We start from the raw sequence: 14,457 nt of genomic DNA, 5'->3' as shown, positions 1-14,457 counted from the left end.
CGATCTGAGGATGGAGGAACGGTCTTGGGGAGGAACTGAAAATATGAGCCGTAAGGTTCTGTTGATCGAGGACGAGCCGAACATTGCCGAAGCAATCCGGTTTCTGCTGACCCGCGAGGGTTGGCAGGTGGACACGCATGGCGATGGCACGGATGCGGTTCAGGTGATTCAGAGGGCACAGCCCGATCTGGTCATTCTGGACGTCATGCTGCCGGGCAAGAGCGGCATGGATATCCTGCGGGACATCCGAGAGATGGAAGAGCTGGCAGGTTTGCCGGTTTTGATGCTGACGGCGCGCGGTCAATCGCGCGACAGGGAAATGGCGGAAAACGCTGGTGTCAGCCGTTTCATGACCAAACCGTTTTCCAATGCCGAAGTTCTGACGGCCGTGCGTGATCTTCACGCGCAGGCGACGCGAATATGATGTCTGGCGAGGGCAAAAAGGGCGCACCACAGGGCGCACGCCCCTCGCTTTTTCTCGAACGTCAAAGCTATCGCCGACGTAGGCTGGCGGATGCGGCGCGGCTGCTGCCGTTCTTGGGGGCGGCTCTGCTGGCGCTTCCGTTGCTGTGGCCCGATCAGCCCGGCAAGGGCGAGGCTGTCCCCTTGTCTTCGGCAATGTATTACATCTTTGTCTGCTGGGGCGCTCTGATCGTGGTTGGGTTGTTTTTTGGAATTGCCGCCCGCCGTTTGGGCGTGCGCGAGGATCAAGACGCGGACGCTGAGTGATGGCAACCATTAACACGCTGATCCTGGTCTGCCTTGGCTATGTCATCTTCTTGTTCGCCGTGGCTTTCGCTGCTGACCGGATGGCTGCGGCAGGGCGGGGCAAGTGGCTGCGCTCGCCCCTGATCTATACCTTGTCGCTGTCGATCTATTGCACGGCATGGACGTTCTATGGTGCGGTGGGCAATGCCGCGCGGTCCGGGTTGGAGTTTGTAACGATTTACCTTGGCCCAACCCTGGTGATGGTCAGTTGGTGGTGGGGACTGCGCAAACTGGTGAGGGTCGGGCGCAGTCAGCGGGTGACCTCGATCGCGGATCTGTTGTCATCGCGCTATGGCAAGTCGAACACGCTTGCCGTGTGTGTGACCGTTCTTGCCGTGCTTGGTGGGACACCCTACATCGCGCTCCAGTTGCAATCGATCACTCTGTCCTTTTCGATTTTCGCCGAAGCCGATCCATCGGGTCTGTATCGCGAAGGGTCCAGCGTATTCTGGATGGCAGCGGGGCTTGCCGTGTTCGCAATTCTTTTCGGCACGCGCAATCTGGACGTAAACGAGCGCCACCACGGTGTGGTCACCGCCATCGCCGTGGAGGCCGTTGTCAAACTGTTTGCTCTTATCGCCGTGGGCGTTTTCGTGGTGTGGGGCATTGCCGGTGGCGTTGGCCCGATGATGGAAAGGATAGATGCCTCGGAAATCGGACAGTGGAACGTCGACGCCGGGCGCTGGACGACTTTCATATTCCTGTCCGCCGCGGCCTTTATCTGCCTGCCGCGCATGTTTCAGGTTATGGTGGTCGAAAATGATGACGAAAGCCATCTGCGAACCGCCGCCTGGGCGTTTCCGCTCTATCTGCTTTTGATGAGCCTTTTTGTCGTGCCAATTGCCGTCGTTGGTCTGGATCTGTTGCCAGAGGGGGCCAATCCCGACCTGTTCGTGCTGACGGTGCCGCTGTCGCAGGGCAATGACTGGTTGGCCATGCTGTCCTTTATCGGCGGGTTTTCGTCCGCAACGTCAATGGTCATCGTCAGCGCAATGGCCTTGTCGACGATGGTTTCGAACCATGTGGTCATGCCCATTTGGTTGAACACGCATGAGGGTACGGGCTCGGTCTCGGGCGATGTGCGCAGCATCGTTCTGGTTGCGCGCCGCGTGTCCATCGCCGTGATCATGGCGTTGGGTTACTTTTATTATCGGTTGTCCGGTGGGGGTGCGGCGCTGGCCTCGATCGGATTGATTGCCTTTGCCGGAATCTCGCAGATTCTGCCTGCTTTGGTCGGGGGCTTGTTCTGGCGCGGAGCAACCCGGACAGGGGCGCTGGTCGGGTTGAGCGTCGGTTTCGCACTTTGGATATATACGCTGTTGTTGCCAGGTATGGGCGCGCCGTGGATGCCGGAGGCCGTCATGCAGAACGGGCTGTTCGGCCTTGCCTGGTTGCGTCCTCATGCCCTGTTCGGGATCGAAGGGATCGATCCGATGGTCCATACCGTGATGTGGTCCCTGTCCCTGAACACCATTGCCTTTTGCATAGCGTCCCTTCTGAGCTTTCCCAGCCCCCTGGAACGTTTGCAGGGGGCGCAGTTCGTCAATGTTTTCGATCACTCGGTTTCACCCGGTGGCTGGTCCGGCTCGGTGGCGCAAAGCGAAGACCTGATGATCATGACACAGCGTATTCTGGGTGCCGCCCCGGCGCAGGAGTTCTTTCAGGCAGAGGCTGAAAAACAGGGCGGCCGGTCGCATATGCCGGAACCGACCCCGGGTTTCCTGAACCGGCTGGAGCGAGAGTTGAGCGGGTCGGTCGGCACTGCCACGGCGCATGCGATGATTGCGCAAATCGTCGGTGGGTCTTCGGTTTCCGTAGAAGATCTGCTGGCGGTGGCGGATGAATCGGCGCAGCTTCTGGAGTATTCGGGGAAGTTGGAAGAGAAGTCGTCGGAATTGTCCCGTACGGCGCGCCAATTGCGCGAAGCAAACACCAAGCTTACGCAGATTTCCGAACAAAAAGACAGCTTCCTGAGCCAGGTCAGTCACGAGTTGCGCACGCCGATGACTTCGATCCGGGCGTTTTCCGAAATCATGCGGGATACAGAGGGTCTGAGCCGCGAGGAACAGACCCGTTATGCCGCAATCATTCACGATGAGGCCTTGCGCCTGACTCGGCTTCTCGACGATCTGCTGGACCTGAGCGTGCTGGAAAACGGGCAGGTCAATCTGAACCTCAGCGATGACAGTCTGCGTTCGGTTCTGGATCGGGCGGTATCCAGCGCGCTGGCCGGGGCCGAGCGTAAAATCACGGTTCGCCGAACTCTTACGGCCGAGCGAATGTCCCTGCATACGGATCTGGACCGGTTGGGGCAGGTGTTCATCAATCTGATCTCGAACGCGCAGAAATACTGTGACGCGGAAGATCCGGTATTGGTCATTTCAGCCCACGACGTCGGCGGCAGGGTCATCATCGATTTCATCGACAACGGCAGCGGCATTCCACCCGGCGCGCGTTCGATGGTGTTCGAGAAATTTGCCCGTGTCGGGGTCGACAAGGCAGGGGGCGCAGGTCTGGGCTTGGCCATTTGCCGTGAGATCATGCAACGGTTGGGCGGTGAGATCACATATTTGCCCGGGCAGGGCGGTGCGGCGTTCCGGGTCAGCTTGCCTTTGGCTTTCCAGCAGGCCGCGCAATGACACGGCCATAAAGAACTTCGTAACGCTCGGCAGGGTAAACCAATAGCCAGTTATTGAAGCAACTGGTGATCGGGCGCCATGTCACAAACCGTCAGCGCCGCTTTGGCGCGCAAACTGTCTGTTGGACGAAAAGATCTGGGCGATCGCCCGCGTTCGGTTCTGCGGGCGCTGCGCTTGGGGTTTGCGCGGGCGGCAAGTGATCGATTGAACCTTCCCTTGGCTGTCATCGGGGCAAAACAGGCCAGCCGCACGCAGGATGACATGGTGGAATCAGTCGCTCAGGATTGGCTTATGCTGGTGTTTGACGGGCCGGAGGCGCGTGCAGGGATTTGCCTGAGCCCGCATGTGGTGACCGCCATTGTGCAAACCCAGACCATCGGTGAAGTACTGCCCGGTGATCCCGACCCAAGGGCCTTTACGGATACGGACGCCGCCATGGTGGCGCCATTTATCGAAACCGCTCTGACCTTGACCGCCGGCTCAATAGACGCCGCGGCCGAGCAGGTCTGCCTGACGGGATACGAATTCGCGGCACGTACGAAAGATTCGCGCGGCTTGTCGTTGGCCATGACTGAAGATGAATACCGCGTCTTCGATCTGACGGTTGATCTGGCCGGCGGGGCGCAGCAGGGACAGATCTCGATCTTTCTTCCAGAGCATCCTGCCACGCCGGAAAAGGCAGAGGAGGTCACGGACCCGGCCGGTCCCCGGCTTGAGCAGGCATCGGGTGTTGTTCGCGCGGAACTGAACGCCGTCTTGTGCCGGATGTCGCTGCCACTGTCCGATCTGTCAGAAATTCAACCTGGATGTGTTTTGCCATTGCGCGGGGCGCGCCTGGACAGAACTGAGATATTGACCATCGATCGCAAGCCAGCGGGCATTGGCCGCCTTGGTCAATGTGGTGGGTCGCGCGCCGTTCGGTTGAACGAACATTCGACCCTGCCCGCCTTGTCGGGGGACGACGCGCAGGAGTTCATCGAAAGCCGAGGGAGAATGCAGCCGCACGATGACCTGGTCGAACCGGTTTCCAGCGCGGTGGATGTCATGCCTCCGGCAATAGAGGACGCGGGTTTGGACCTGACGGACAACGATCTGTCACTGAACGATTCCGAACGCATGGTCGCAGAGATTTCGCAACTGGCTGGCCTTGACGCGGCCGACACGAATCCCAGCGCGGAATAGGGGCTAGTCTGCCTTGCTGCGGAAGTGTTCCAGGGCAGGGCGCAGGTTTTCCAGTTGATACCCGGCATTTGTCGTGGCGGCCAGAATGTCGTCCGTGCTCATGCGGTCGCATTGACCAAGGGCCCAGACCACCGAACACCGAGTGCCCGAGGCGCAATAAGCCAGAACCGGGCCATCGCAGTTTTCTGCCAGGTCACGCTGCTGCTTTGCAATCTCGGGCGTCATGGTCTGGTGGGTCAGCTCCAACACCTCGTATTCCATGCCTGCCGCACGGACGGCTTCACCGATCGCGTCAGATTGCATGATCGCGGGAACCTCAACATCGGGCCGGTTGCAGATCACCTTGACGAAGCCTGCCTCGGCAATTGCCGGGACGTCTTCCACCGTGATCTGCGGTGAGACAGCATAGCGGGGCGTGATCGGTCGAATCTCCATGCCAAATCCTTAGGCCGCGTTTGCGGCTCTGTCCAGTTGCGCCCCCAGCGTTGGCGCGATGAACATGCCTGCAACCATCGCGATCAGGAAGACCAGGCCACCCAAACCACCATATGTCAGCGAGGCCATCGCCGGTCCCGGGCAAAGCCCGGCCAAGCCCCAGCCCATTCCGAACAGGACGGAACCGATGATGAGCCTGCGATCAACCTCGGACCTCGGAGGAGGTGGAAAATCGCCTCCGGTCAAGGCCTTGCGCCCAGAGGTCAGCCTCCAGGCCACAAGCATCGGCAGGATGGCGCCGCCCATCACAAAGGCCAGGGTCGGGTCCCAGTTTCCGAAAACATCCAGCCAACCCTGAACCTTGGTCGTGTCCGTCATGCCCGAAACCAACAATCCGGCACCGAACAGGGATCCTGCGAGCAAAGCAATCAAAAGGCGCATCAGATCAACCCCCAAACATGGCGCAGCAGGACGAGGGTCATTCCGCCGGCAAGGATATAGAATACGGTGGCCACGATGCCGCGCAGAGAAAATCGCGAGATGCCACAGACCCCGTGACCCGACGTGCAGCCATTGGCGATACGCGTTCCCACACCGACCAGAAGCCCGGCCACAACAACAAGGCCCAGATTGCTGGTGAGATGCGTTTGGGCCTCGGGGGCGATCAGTGGCCGCAGCAGAAGCGGCATACCGATCAACCCGGCGATGAAGGCCAGGCGTTCGGCTTTGGTGTCGCGGGCCTCACCGTCGACAAGGCCACCCAAAATGCCGCTTGCCCCCATGATCCTGCCATTTCCAAGCAGGTAAACGGCTCCGCCCAGGCCAATCAGCAGGCCACCGCACAGCCCCCAGATCCACTCGATGTTCATGTGGGATTATCCTTTTTAGAGTGACTTGACTTGCGTCAGATTTTGTTCACCGGCAGCTTCAGGAATACATCGCCTTGCTCATCGGCGGGCGGCATTTGCCCCGCCCGCATATTGACCTGCAAAGAGGGCAGGATCAGGCGCGGCATGGCAAGGGTGGCGTCCCTTGCGTCACGCATTTCCACGAATTCTTCGATGCTGCGTCCTTGTCCGATATGGACGTTCAGCGCTTTCTGTTCACCTACCGTCGTCTCCCAAGCGTATTCATCTCGGCCCGGCGCTTTGTAGTCGTGCCCGACAAAGATGCGCGTTTCGTCCGGCAGCGACAGGATTTTCTGGATCGATTCAAACAATGTGGCTGAGGAGCCTCCGGGAAAATCGCAGCGGGCCGTGCCGAAATCCGGCATGAACAGCGTGTCGCCTACAAAGGCGGCGTCGCCTATTACATAGGTCAAGCAGGCCGGGGTATGGCCCGGGGTATGAAGTACATCGCCGCGCATCTGCCCAATGTGAAAACTGTCCCCCTCCGAGAACAAGGCGTCGAACTGGCTGCCATCGCGCTGGAACTCGGTTCCTTCATTGAAGACTTTGCCGAACGTGTCCTGCACTGTGACGATCTGAGCGCCAATTCCGATTTTGCCACCCAGTTCCTGTTGCAGGTAGGGGGCCGCAGACAGGTGATCGGCGTGAACGTGGCTTTCCAGAATCCATTCGACCTTTAGGTCGTGCGCGCGCACAAAGTCGATGATTGCGTCAGCCGATTTTGTCTCTGTGCGCCCCGAAGCATGATCGAAATCCAGAACACTGTCGATGATGGCGCAGGCACGCCCTTGCGGTTCATGAACAACGTAGGACACCGTGAAGGTTTGATCGTCAAAAAACGCTTTCACTGCGGGTGTCATGATTTCCTCCGTATCGGTTGTCATTATCATATATGTAAAATGGAATGTGATGCAACATCGAACCTGTGTTTGATGCGCGTCAAGGCATTCACGATTAAATCAGCTTAAACTTTAGCCCATCCGCGCCGGATTGCCGAAAACGCGAATGTGTTGGGCAATATCCCGCACAATTTCAGGTTAATATCAGCGGGTCTTATTCCCGTTACCTATATCTGGGATACTGGCGACACTTGGGAGGGTATTATGACATCGACAAGTCTTTATTCCGAAGCAGAACGGCTTGAACAAGAGCTCAGAAATGCGTGCCTTGATACGCGTTTGGCGCTTCAGCCGAGTGTGAGCAAGGTTGTCGACCGTATGCGACAGCAGGGGATGCAGGTGCCGTCCCGCCTGCGGCGTCTGGATGCAGCCCTGTGCGAAGACGCTATGGAAGCGCAGTTCGACAACTTGCCGATTTGAAAAAAGTGGTCATCCAAAGGATATCCCGAGGATGACCAGCATCAATCCAAGGACGGACAGGAACAAAGACGCCAAGTTCCAGGGCAAAACGCCCTGAACGGTCGCGCGCAGTTCGTCGTCTGACAGACCCGCCTTGCGCGCTTTCATCACGCGAAGAATACACCAGATCAGGCCGGCGAGGCCGGTCATAGAAAGGGCTGCGCCGCCCCAAGTGATGAATTCGAACATGGTGCCCTACATCTCTTCGTGAACTACCCCCGCGCTTACCGGATCGGATCACGCCGTACAAGTGTGCTCGGGGATTGGGTGGGATTGGGTGCTTGCGACCCGGGCGGCGGCATTGTATCCGGCTTCCTGCATCAGATTTCAGCCCTTGGGACGGACGCGTATGGAAGGCATATTCAAAGATCAGGCTGCCCCCAACTGTCGCGTGACTGCCGATGAGCGGTGCCAGTTCATCGAACGGTTTGAGGGGCTGGATACGGTGAATACAAGCCGGTGGAACAACGGAAAAAAGCCATGGCTGCGGCTCGGGCACGTCGTTGCTTCTGCCTCTCGAGAACTGTTTTGTGTGTAGCAACCAAAGCTTGAGGCGAATACAGGTGGTATGAACTGTATTCTCTTAGCGGTGACGATCCAGAATTGGGAAGAATTGGATGAGCATGTCGGAAGAAGCAGAAGCAAGTTACAAGGTCACCTCTGGGGAGTTGCGCCAATTTGTTGAGCGTATCGAGCGCTTGGAGTTGGAAAAGAAAGACATCGCGGATCAAATAAAGGAAGTGTACGCAGAGAGTAAATCGCGCGGCTACGACGTGAAGGCTCTTCGCAGCATCATTTCTCTCAGAAAAAGAGATAAGGATGATATTGCCGAGCAAGAGGCTGTCATCGAGATGTACAAAGAAGCCTTGGGCATGAACTAAGGCCGGTTCTTGGCAAAAGCGCTAATTCATTCGGGCTGACGAAAGCTTCAGCCCGAACAGCGTGTCACTGGCCAAGACTGCAACATGTACAGCCAGACAGGGCAGAGATTTCAAAAATCGCAGACTTGGCTGGCTGTCCGGTGATAACTTTTGCCTCAGTTGCCTTGTGGGTTTGCAGGTTCCTTGTCGACGACCAGATCTGTTTTACACAGGCAGATATTCAATGTGTCAGAAAGCCGAAGCTGCGGTTGCTGAAGACCTTGTTGCCTTTTTTGATGGTTTATCCGAGGCAAGACCTGCCTCGTGATTGCCCGAAGGCTTGCGGCTCAAAGGCTGGGTTCTTTTGGCATTGAAGATCGTTGAAGATTCCTGTTCCGCCTTTTGCGGAGTGACGCATGCGATTGGGCTGTGCAGAATTCTCGACCGACCCTGGGACATTGCGGGTGCGAGCGCCGCAAACCATTCTTTAGATCAACCAAAAGACCGGTCATGCACCAACCAACAAAGCCTGACCACTCAAGTGGGGCTGATCAGCGCGACCGACACCTTTTTGGCATAAGGTATGGTGGTGTTAAGAACTCAGCGCTCGGTAATGAAGTACAGTCCGGACACGAGCTGTCTCAGTCCAAGCGCCGCGCCCGCAAAGATCGCGGCGAATGTCACGGGCGCGCTGTATGCCAGAAGTGAGAAGGCAGACATGCCTTGTCCGACGCTGCAACCGACTGCGATGATCGCTCCGGGGCCCATGATCGCCGCGCCCAGCATCTGCCGTTTCAGTTCGCGCGGATCTTCGCAGGCTTCCCAGCGAAAATGACCCTTTGACCAGGACCCCAAAAACGCGCCGATCAGAACGCCCGAGACTGATCCGACGGCAAAAGACAAAGTGTTTCCGGACGCTGTCATCAAGTAGAATATCGTGTCACCCAAGGGTGCCGCGAAGGTATGCGTTTGCACCGGCTCACCGTCAAAGCCGTGGGTTGCTACCCAATTCGTGCCAAGCCAGCCCGAAACGATCGCCAGTCCAACCACAGATCCCCAGAACACCTGCGCTGGCGTACGGCGGAACTGCGGGTTCGCCAAAGCGAAGACCACCAAAACGACACCGACGGCAGTACCGACGAGCCACGCCGGAACAGAGGTCAACCGTTCAGCTAGAAAGCTGACGCTTTGGGGCGCGCTGATATCCATTTCTACTGGAAACAGCCAAACCCGCAGATATGCTAGGGGGCCGGACATTACGACATACGCCGAAAGGCCCATGATCAGGACGATGACGAAGGATCGAAGGTCGCCACCTCCCAGCCTTGCCAGCGCCCCATAGCCGCAGTTCCCGCTGATGGCCATTCCATAACCGAACATGAGGCCGCCCACGATCGAACCGATCGGGTTCCAGGTCTGGGCAAGGTAGCGTGTTCCGACCGGGTCAAGCCACCCGAACGCCATGGCGGCATGGCTTCCAACAATCGCTACGCCAATCGCAACCGCCCACATGCGAAGTCGCCGGTCATCGCCTGCGTAAAGGAAGTCTTCGATGGCACCCAACGTGCAAAAGCGACCGATGCGTGCAGCCAGCCCCAGAGCGATGCCCCCAATCAAACCGATCAGAGCAACGGCATTTGCGTCTCCCAATGCTTCGAACATTGCCAGTCTCCTCCCAAAGCTGGCGGCGTCTTGACCGGCTTCTACGTCTCCCGGCAGAAAAGATCGTAAACGACTTCCAGAATTTGCGTCGAACGATCATCAGCCAATCTGTAATAGATTGTCTTACCCTCGCGCCGTGTTTTGACCAAGCCTTCAAAGCGCAGTCGGGATAATTGTTGGGATACGGCCGCCTGTCTCGCCGACAGCATCTCTTCCATCTGGGTGACGGACTTTTCACCCGATGACAGATAGCACAAGATCATCAGACGCCCCTCGTGGCTGATGGCCTTCAGGAAGTTTGATGCCGTCTGGGCATTCTCCATCATTCGGTCCAGATCTTCTGCACACATGTCCTTTGTGAACACCGGCAGTTTCGATGGTTTGTCCAAAAGGATCGCCTCGCTTTCTCAGCTTCACGCATTCAAAACAGTTTATGTAATTTGCCGCCGATTAGCCAGAGGTCTCAACCTGTACCCCTGCGTCACGCAGCATCACGCCCAACAACCCCCAGAAAAAGTCTTCGCCGGGGTAGCCTTCGATCCGGCCGACTTCTTGGCCGTTGTCCAGCAAAACAAAGGTCGGAGTGTAGTAGAGAGGTCGTTTTAGGGTGATCCCATCCGGCAGGGATTCATGGATGTCGACACGCCGAAGCGGGGCGGCAACTCCTTCTTGTGTTTTCGGGTAGATCCCCGAGATTTCGGAATCCCATCGGGCACACCACATGCACCCATCTTCTTCGGCCATCAAAAGCGTCATTTCCGCCCGTAAAGCCAGGGGCGAAACAAGCAACGTGACCGCAAGCACAAGCAGGAAAAGGTGGCGCATCTCAAGCTCCGATTGACCGCAGCGTTATATCTTTATTACTTTGAATGTATGAATGATAGCGCGCCAGGACGGGTTTGACCATGCTCGACATCACTTTTGCAGGGGCTTTGGTCGCAGGGCTGTTGTCATTTCTGTCCCCGTGCATCCTGCCGATTGTGCCGTTTTACCTCAGCTACCTGGCGGGTGTCGGGATGGAGCAGATTTCTGCCAGTTCAGTCATTTCCGGCAACGTTCGCCGCAGGGCAACGCTGTCTGCAATCGCTTTTGCAGCAGGGATCATAACGATTTTTATGGCCCTTGGAGCCACGGCTTCGATATTCGGTCAAATGATCCGCGAATACTTCGATATCCTTCGATGGATCGCCGCGGCCATCATCATGGCGATGGGCTTGCATTTCCTGGGGCTGATTCGCATCGGGTTCCTGTATCGCCAGTTTCGGGCAGATGTCGGTGAAACATCGAACCAGAGCCTGATTGGTGCGTATGTTCTGGGGCTCGCATTTGCTTTTGGCTGGACGCCCTGTGTCGGGCCCGTGCTTGCTGCAATCCTGTTTACGGCGGCCGGAACCGAGACGGCTTGGCGCGGTGCGATGCTTCTATTCGTTTACGGGGCGGGAATGACTGCCCCCTTTGTTCTGGCGGCCTTTTTGGTGCGCCCCTTCATGCAGTGGATGGCGCGGTTCAGAAAGCATTTGCCCCTGATCGAGAAGGTCATGGGCTGTCTGTTGATTCTGTTCGGCGCTCTGATCGCAACCAACTCGATCAATCGCGTGGCCCAATGGATGCTGGACCATATGCCCTGGCTTGCGGCCATCGGATAATACGGGAGGACAACATGAAGCGAACACTGTCGGTTTTGATGGCGTGCTTGTTGGGCGTGGCGGTTTCCGCCGCCGAGCTTGGCGACGACGGGTTGCATAAAACACCGTGGATGCGCGACACGTTCAAAGACCTTCGCGAGGATCTTGAAGAGGCGTCAGATGAAGGCAAGCGCCTAGTTTTGTTTATCGAGCAACAGGGCTGCATCTATTGCAAGAAAATGCACGAAGAGGTTTTCCCCCAGCCCGACCTGGCGGCGTACATCGAAGAGAACTTCTTTGTCGTCCAACTGGATCTGCACGGAAGCACCATGGCCACCGACTTTGACGGGGAGGAGAGCGAGCAACGAGCGCTGATGCGCAAATGGGGGATTCTGTTTACGCCGACCCTTGTATTTCTGCCGGAAGAGGTTCCCGAGGACGCCACCGCCATCGATGCAGCGGTTGCAGTCATGCCGGGGGCGTTTTCGAAAGGAACAACTTTGGATCTGTTCACCTGGGTCTTCGAAAAGCGGTACGAACTTGAAAATGGTGAAGATTTTCAGCGCTACCACGCACGGCGCATTCAGGAGCGAAACAATGTTTCGCAAGACTGAGGTCGGGGGATATAAATAAAAAAATTCATTGTAATGAATTTAATGTTGCGACAAACCGCCCTCGTCGACTACGGTACACAAATGCTTTGGGTCGCAAAGCGCCGTCGGCGTGTTAGCAAATGGGAGGGATCATGAAGCTGAGACTCTTAACATTGGTCTGCGCAATGACAGGGGGTGCCGCGTTTGCTGCGGATACCGACCCGAAAAACGTAACCTTTGGTGAATATGGTGCCGTAGAGGTTTCGTTGACCGGCGCGGCCGGTGACGCGGCAAATGGCGCGCTGATCGTTGGCGACAAGTCAAAAGGCAATTGCGTGGCGTGCCATGCGGTCTCGGCTTTGGCCGATATTCCGTTCCATGGCGAGGTTGGCCCGGCGCTGGATGGTGCCGGTGATCGTTGGTCCGAGGCCGAGCTTCGCGGATTGGTTGCAAACGCGAAAATGACGTTCGAAGGCACGGTGATGCCGGCATTCTACAAGGATGACGGCTATATCCGCCCGGGCGACGCCTATACCGGCAAAGCCCCGACCGAGCCTCTGACGTCGATCCTGACAGCGCAGGAAATCGAAGACGTGGTCGCGTTTCTTGCAACCCTGAAAGAGGAATAGTCGCGCTTGTCCAGCGTGATTTTTCGAAGATTCAAAGGAGATTGAAAATGGAACTCTCTCGCCGCGAAACTCTGGCCCTTGGGCTGGGCGCCGCGTTCCTGACAATGATGCCGTTTCGTGCAAATGCGGCCGCTGAGGATGCGATTGCCGCGTTTACCGGTGGGGCGGATGTGGCCGACGGCGGTGTTACACTGACGGCACCTGAAATCGCCGAAAACGGAAACACCGTACCGATCGAAGTAAGCGCCCCAGGTGCAGCATCGATTCTGATCGTTGCAGCAGGCAACCCCGAACCGGGCGTCGCAACGTTCAACTTTGGCCCACTGGCCGCTGAACAGGCCGCTTCAACCCGTATCCGCCTTGCCGGAACGCAGGATGTCATTGCCGTGGCGAAGATGGCAGATGGCAGCTTTGCCAAGGCATCCGCGACCGTAAAAGTGACAATCGGCGGCTGCGGCGGCTGATAGCCACGCGCGCCTCGAAGAACAGGAGACTAACCAATGGCATCCGGTGTGAAACCCCGCGTCAAGGTTCCGAAGAAAGCCGCAGCTGGCGAAACCGTCACGATCAAGACATTGATCAGCCACAAGATGGAAAGCGGACAGCGCAAGGACAAAGAAGGCAACGTCATACCTCGGTCGATCATCAACCGTTTCACCTGTGAGTTTAACGGCGAAATGGTGATCGATGTGACGATGGAGCCGGCAATCTCAACCAACCCGTATTTCCAGTTTGAGGCAACCGTGCCCGAGGCAGGTGAGTTCGTGTTCACCTGGTACGATGACGACGGCTCTGTCTACGACGAGAAGAAATCGATCGAGATCGCCTGACGGCTCGACCACTAAGGCAGATCAGCGCCGGGCATGACGTTTGGCGCTGGTCCACCAAGGGAGGAACGTAATGAATACAAAGGCATTAACGGCGATCGCGGCAGTTCTGGTTTTCCCAGTGGCAGCAATGGCCGGACCTGACGAAGACAATCTTGTGATCAATGACGAGCTGGACATGACCTCGGTCACCGAAGCGCCGGCGCATTTGGAAAACCTGGACACGATCTATTCCGGTTGGCATTTCCGTACGGATGAAACCCAGGCCCTTCAGATTGATGATTTCGACAATCCGGCGATGATCTTCGTCGACCAGGCTGCCGACCTTTTTGAGACGGTCGATGGGGCTGCCGGCAAAAGCTGTGCCTCGTGCCACGACGGGGTGGAAAGCTTCAAGGGATTGCAGGCTTCCATGCCGAAAGTTGATGCCGAAACCGGCAAGCTGGTGGTCATGGAAGATTTGATCAACGCGTGCCGGACCGAGCACATGGAGGCCGATGCCTGGAAATGGTCCGGCGGCGACATGCAGGGCATGGTCGCTTTGATCGGACTACAGTCACGCGGGATGCCCATGAACGTTGCCATCGACGGTGATGCCGCCCCGTATTGGGAACAGGGCAAGGAAATGTACTATACGCGCTATGGCCAGCTGGAGCTGAGCTGTGCCAACTGTCATGAAGACAATTGGGGCAACATGATCCGGGCAGATCACCTGAGCCAGGGAATGATCAATGGGTTCCCGACGTATCGCTTGAAACAGGCCAAGCTGATTTCGCGACACAATCGTTTCCGCGGTTGTATTCGTGATACGCGGGCGGAAACCTTTGCCGAAGGTTCAGACGAATTCCGTGCGCTGGAGCTTTATGTTGCCTCGCGTGGCAACGGGCTTTCAGTCGAAACCCCGGCCGTGCGCCAATAACGAACGACCCGCGCCGGCGATGTCCGACGCGGGTTTTTCAAGAATATAACAT

Annotated in this window: 20 protein-coding genes; 12 read left to right on the top strand and 8 right to left on the bottom strand. The window is 57.3% G+C overall.

Going from position 1 to position 14,457, the window contains the following annotated elements; translation table 11 throughout:
* Window positions 1-43 precede the first annotated feature (43 nt).
* The 4 genes from GS612_RS13850 to GS612_RS13835 all read left to right on the top strand — a co-directional run bounded on the left by GS612_RS13850 (window position 44) and on the right by GS612_RS13835 (window position 4,589).
* A complete protein-coding gene (locus GS612_RS13850) occupies window positions 44-424 on the top strand; it encodes a response regulator transcription factor (RefSeq protein ID WP_152457354.1) in 381 nt (126 codons plus the stop codon).
* On the top strand, window positions 421-729 hold the full coding sequence (locus GS612_RS13845) for a hypothetical protein (RefSeq protein WP_253286186.1): 309 nt from the start codon (window positions 421-423) through the stop codon (window positions 727-729). The genes GS612_RS13850 and GS612_RS13845 overlap by 4 nt, the downstream gene beginning before the upstream one ends.
* Window positions 729-3,407 (top strand): sensor histidine kinase, encoded by a 2,679-nt coding sequence (locus GS612_RS13840; protein WP_171641118.1) that lies wholly within the window; start codon window positions 729-731, stop codon window positions 3,405-3,407. The genes GS612_RS13845 and GS612_RS13840 overlap by 1 nt, the downstream gene beginning before the upstream one ends.
* A gap of 78 nt (window positions 3,408-3,485) precedes the next feature.
* Window positions 3,486-4,589 (top strand): FliM/FliN family flagellar motor C-terminal domain-containing protein, encoded by a 1,104-nt coding sequence (locus GS612_RS13835; RefSeq protein WP_171641117.1) that lies wholly within the window; start codon window positions 3,486-3,488, stop codon window positions 4,587-4,589.
* Between the two features lie 3 nt (window positions 4,590-4,592).
* Here GS612_RS13835 and GS612_RS13830 read toward each other — a convergent pair whose 3' ends face one another.
* The 4 genes from GS612_RS13830 to GS612_RS13815 are packed head-to-tail and all read right to left on the bottom strand — an operon-like array spanning window position 4,593 to window position 6,792.
* Window positions 4,593-5,024, bottom strand: coding sequence for a TIGR01244 family sulfur transferase (locus GS612_RS13830; RefSeq protein ID WP_171641115.1), 432 nt, complete (start codon window positions 5,022-5,024; stop codon window positions 4,593-4,595).
* Between the two features lie 9 nt (window positions 5,025-5,033).
* Window positions 5,034-5,465, bottom strand: coding sequence for a DUF6691 family protein (locus GS612_RS13825; RefSeq protein WP_171641112.1), 432 nt, complete (start codon window positions 5,463-5,465; stop codon window positions 5,034-5,036).
* Window positions 5,465-5,893 carry a YeeE/YedE family protein gene (locus tag GS612_RS13820; RefSeq protein WP_152457359.1) on the bottom strand — a complete coding sequence of 143 codons (429 nt, stop codon included), beginning with the start codon at window positions 5,891-5,893 and terminating at the stop codon, window positions 5,465-5,467. The genes GS612_RS13825 and GS612_RS13820 overlap by 1 nt, the downstream gene beginning before the upstream one ends.
* A gap of 35 nt (window positions 5,894-5,928) precedes the next feature.
* The gene (locus GS612_RS13815; protein WP_152457360.1) at window positions 5,929-6,792 is read right to left on the bottom strand and encodes an MBL fold metallo-hydrolase; all 864 of its coding nucleotides are present in this window, start codon (window positions 6,790-6,792) and stop codon (window positions 5,929-5,931) included.
* Between the two features lie 243 nt (window positions 6,793-7,035).
* Between GS612_RS13815 and GS612_RS13810 the strand changes: the two genes are divergently transcribed.
* Window positions 7,036-7,251 (top strand): hypothetical protein, encoded by a 216-nt coding sequence (locus GS612_RS13810; RefSeq protein ID WP_152457361.1) that lies wholly within the window; start codon window positions 7,036-7,038, stop codon window positions 7,249-7,251.
* A 9-nt stretch (window positions 7,252-7,260) separates the two neighbouring features.
* On the opposite strand, the gene GS612_RS13805 is transcribed toward GS612_RS13810, so the two are convergent.
* Window positions 7,261-7,479 (bottom strand): hypothetical protein, encoded by a 219-nt coding sequence (locus tag GS612_RS13805; RefSeq protein ID WP_152457362.1) that lies wholly within the window; start codon window positions 7,477-7,479, stop codon window positions 7,261-7,263.
* 428 nt (window positions 7,480-7,907) lie between these two features.
* Between GS612_RS13805 and GS612_RS13800 the strand changes: the two genes are divergently transcribed.
* Complete coding sequence (locus GS612_RS13800; RefSeq protein WP_152457363.1) at window positions 7,908-8,171, top strand: DUF2312 domain-containing protein; 264 nt, start codon at window positions 7,908-7,910, stop codon at window positions 8,169-8,171.
* A 579-nt stretch (window positions 8,172-8,750) separates the two neighbouring features.
* Here the strand turns inward: GS612_RS13800 and GS612_RS13790 are convergent.
* From GS612_RS13790 to GS612_RS13780, 3 genes are all read right to left on the bottom strand, one after another.
* Window positions 8,751-9,812: a YeeE/YedE family protein gene (locus GS612_RS13790; protein WP_171641108.1), complete on the bottom strand. Its 1,062-nt coding sequence runs from the start codon at window positions 9,810-9,812 to the stop codon at window positions 8,751-8,753.
* A gap of 41 nt (window positions 9,813-9,853) precedes the next feature.
* Complete coding sequence (locus tag GS612_RS13785) at window positions 9,854-10,162, bottom strand: metalloregulator ArsR/SmtB family transcription factor (protein WP_152459831.1); 309 nt, start codon at window positions 10,160-10,162, stop codon at window positions 9,854-9,856.
* Between the two features lie 100 nt (window positions 10,163-10,262).
* Window positions 10,263-10,637, bottom strand: a complete 375-nt coding sequence (locus GS612_RS13780; RefSeq protein ID WP_171641106.1) for a hypothetical protein — start codon at window positions 10,635-10,637, stop codon at window positions 10,263-10,265.
* A gap of 80 nt (window positions 10,638-10,717) precedes the next feature.
* On the opposite strand from GS612_RS13780, the gene GS612_RS13775 reads away from it, so the two are divergent.
* The 6 genes from GS612_RS13775 (at window position 10,718) to soxA (ending at window position 14,405) form a co-directional block, all read left to right on the top strand.
* Entirely contained in the window at window positions 10,718-11,458 is a 741-nt protein-coding gene (locus GS612_RS13775; RefSeq protein WP_171641104.1) for a cytochrome c biogenesis CcdA family protein, read from the top strand.
* Between the two features lie 14 nt (window positions 11,459-11,472).
* Complete coding sequence (locus tag GS612_RS13770; RefSeq protein WP_171641102.1) at window positions 11,473-12,051, top strand: thioredoxin family protein; 579 nt, start codon at window positions 11,473-11,475, stop codon at window positions 12,049-12,051.
* Between the two features lie 131 nt (window positions 12,052-12,182).
* Complete coding sequence (gene soxX / locus GS612_RS13765; RefSeq protein WP_171641100.1) at window positions 12,183-12,659, top strand: sulfur oxidation c-type cytochrome SoxX; 477 nt, start codon at window positions 12,183-12,185, stop codon at window positions 12,657-12,659.
* A 47-nt stretch (window positions 12,660-12,706) separates the two neighbouring features.
* On the top strand, window positions 12,707-13,123 hold the full coding sequence (soxY, locus tag GS612_RS13760) for a thiosulfate oxidation carrier protein SoxY (protein WP_152457370.1): 417 nt from the start codon (window positions 12,707-12,709) through the stop codon (window positions 13,121-13,123).
* A gap of 36 nt (window positions 13,124-13,159) precedes the next feature.
* Window positions 13,160-13,489: a thiosulfate oxidation carrier complex protein SoxZ gene (soxZ, locus tag GS612_RS13755; RefSeq protein WP_152457371.1), complete on the top strand. Its 330-nt coding sequence runs from the start codon at window positions 13,160-13,162 to the stop codon at window positions 13,487-13,489.
* A gap of 70 nt (window positions 13,490-13,559) precedes the next feature.
* A complete protein-coding gene (gene soxA / locus GS612_RS13750) occupies window positions 13,560-14,405 on the top strand; it encodes a sulfur oxidation c-type cytochrome SoxA (protein WP_171120744.1) in 846 nt (281 codons plus the stop codon).
* The last annotated feature ends 52 nt before the right edge of the window (window positions 14,406-14,457 follow it).

Origin of the sequence: Ruegeria sp. HKCCD6157 (assembly GCF_013110685.1) — a bacterium.
Taxonomy (GTDB): Bacteria; Pseudomonadota; Alphaproteobacteria; order Rhodobacterales; family Rhodobacteraceae; genus Ruegeria.
Note: the sequence above shows the minus strand (reverse complement) of the source record. Positions and strands in the feature narration are given on the sequence as shown.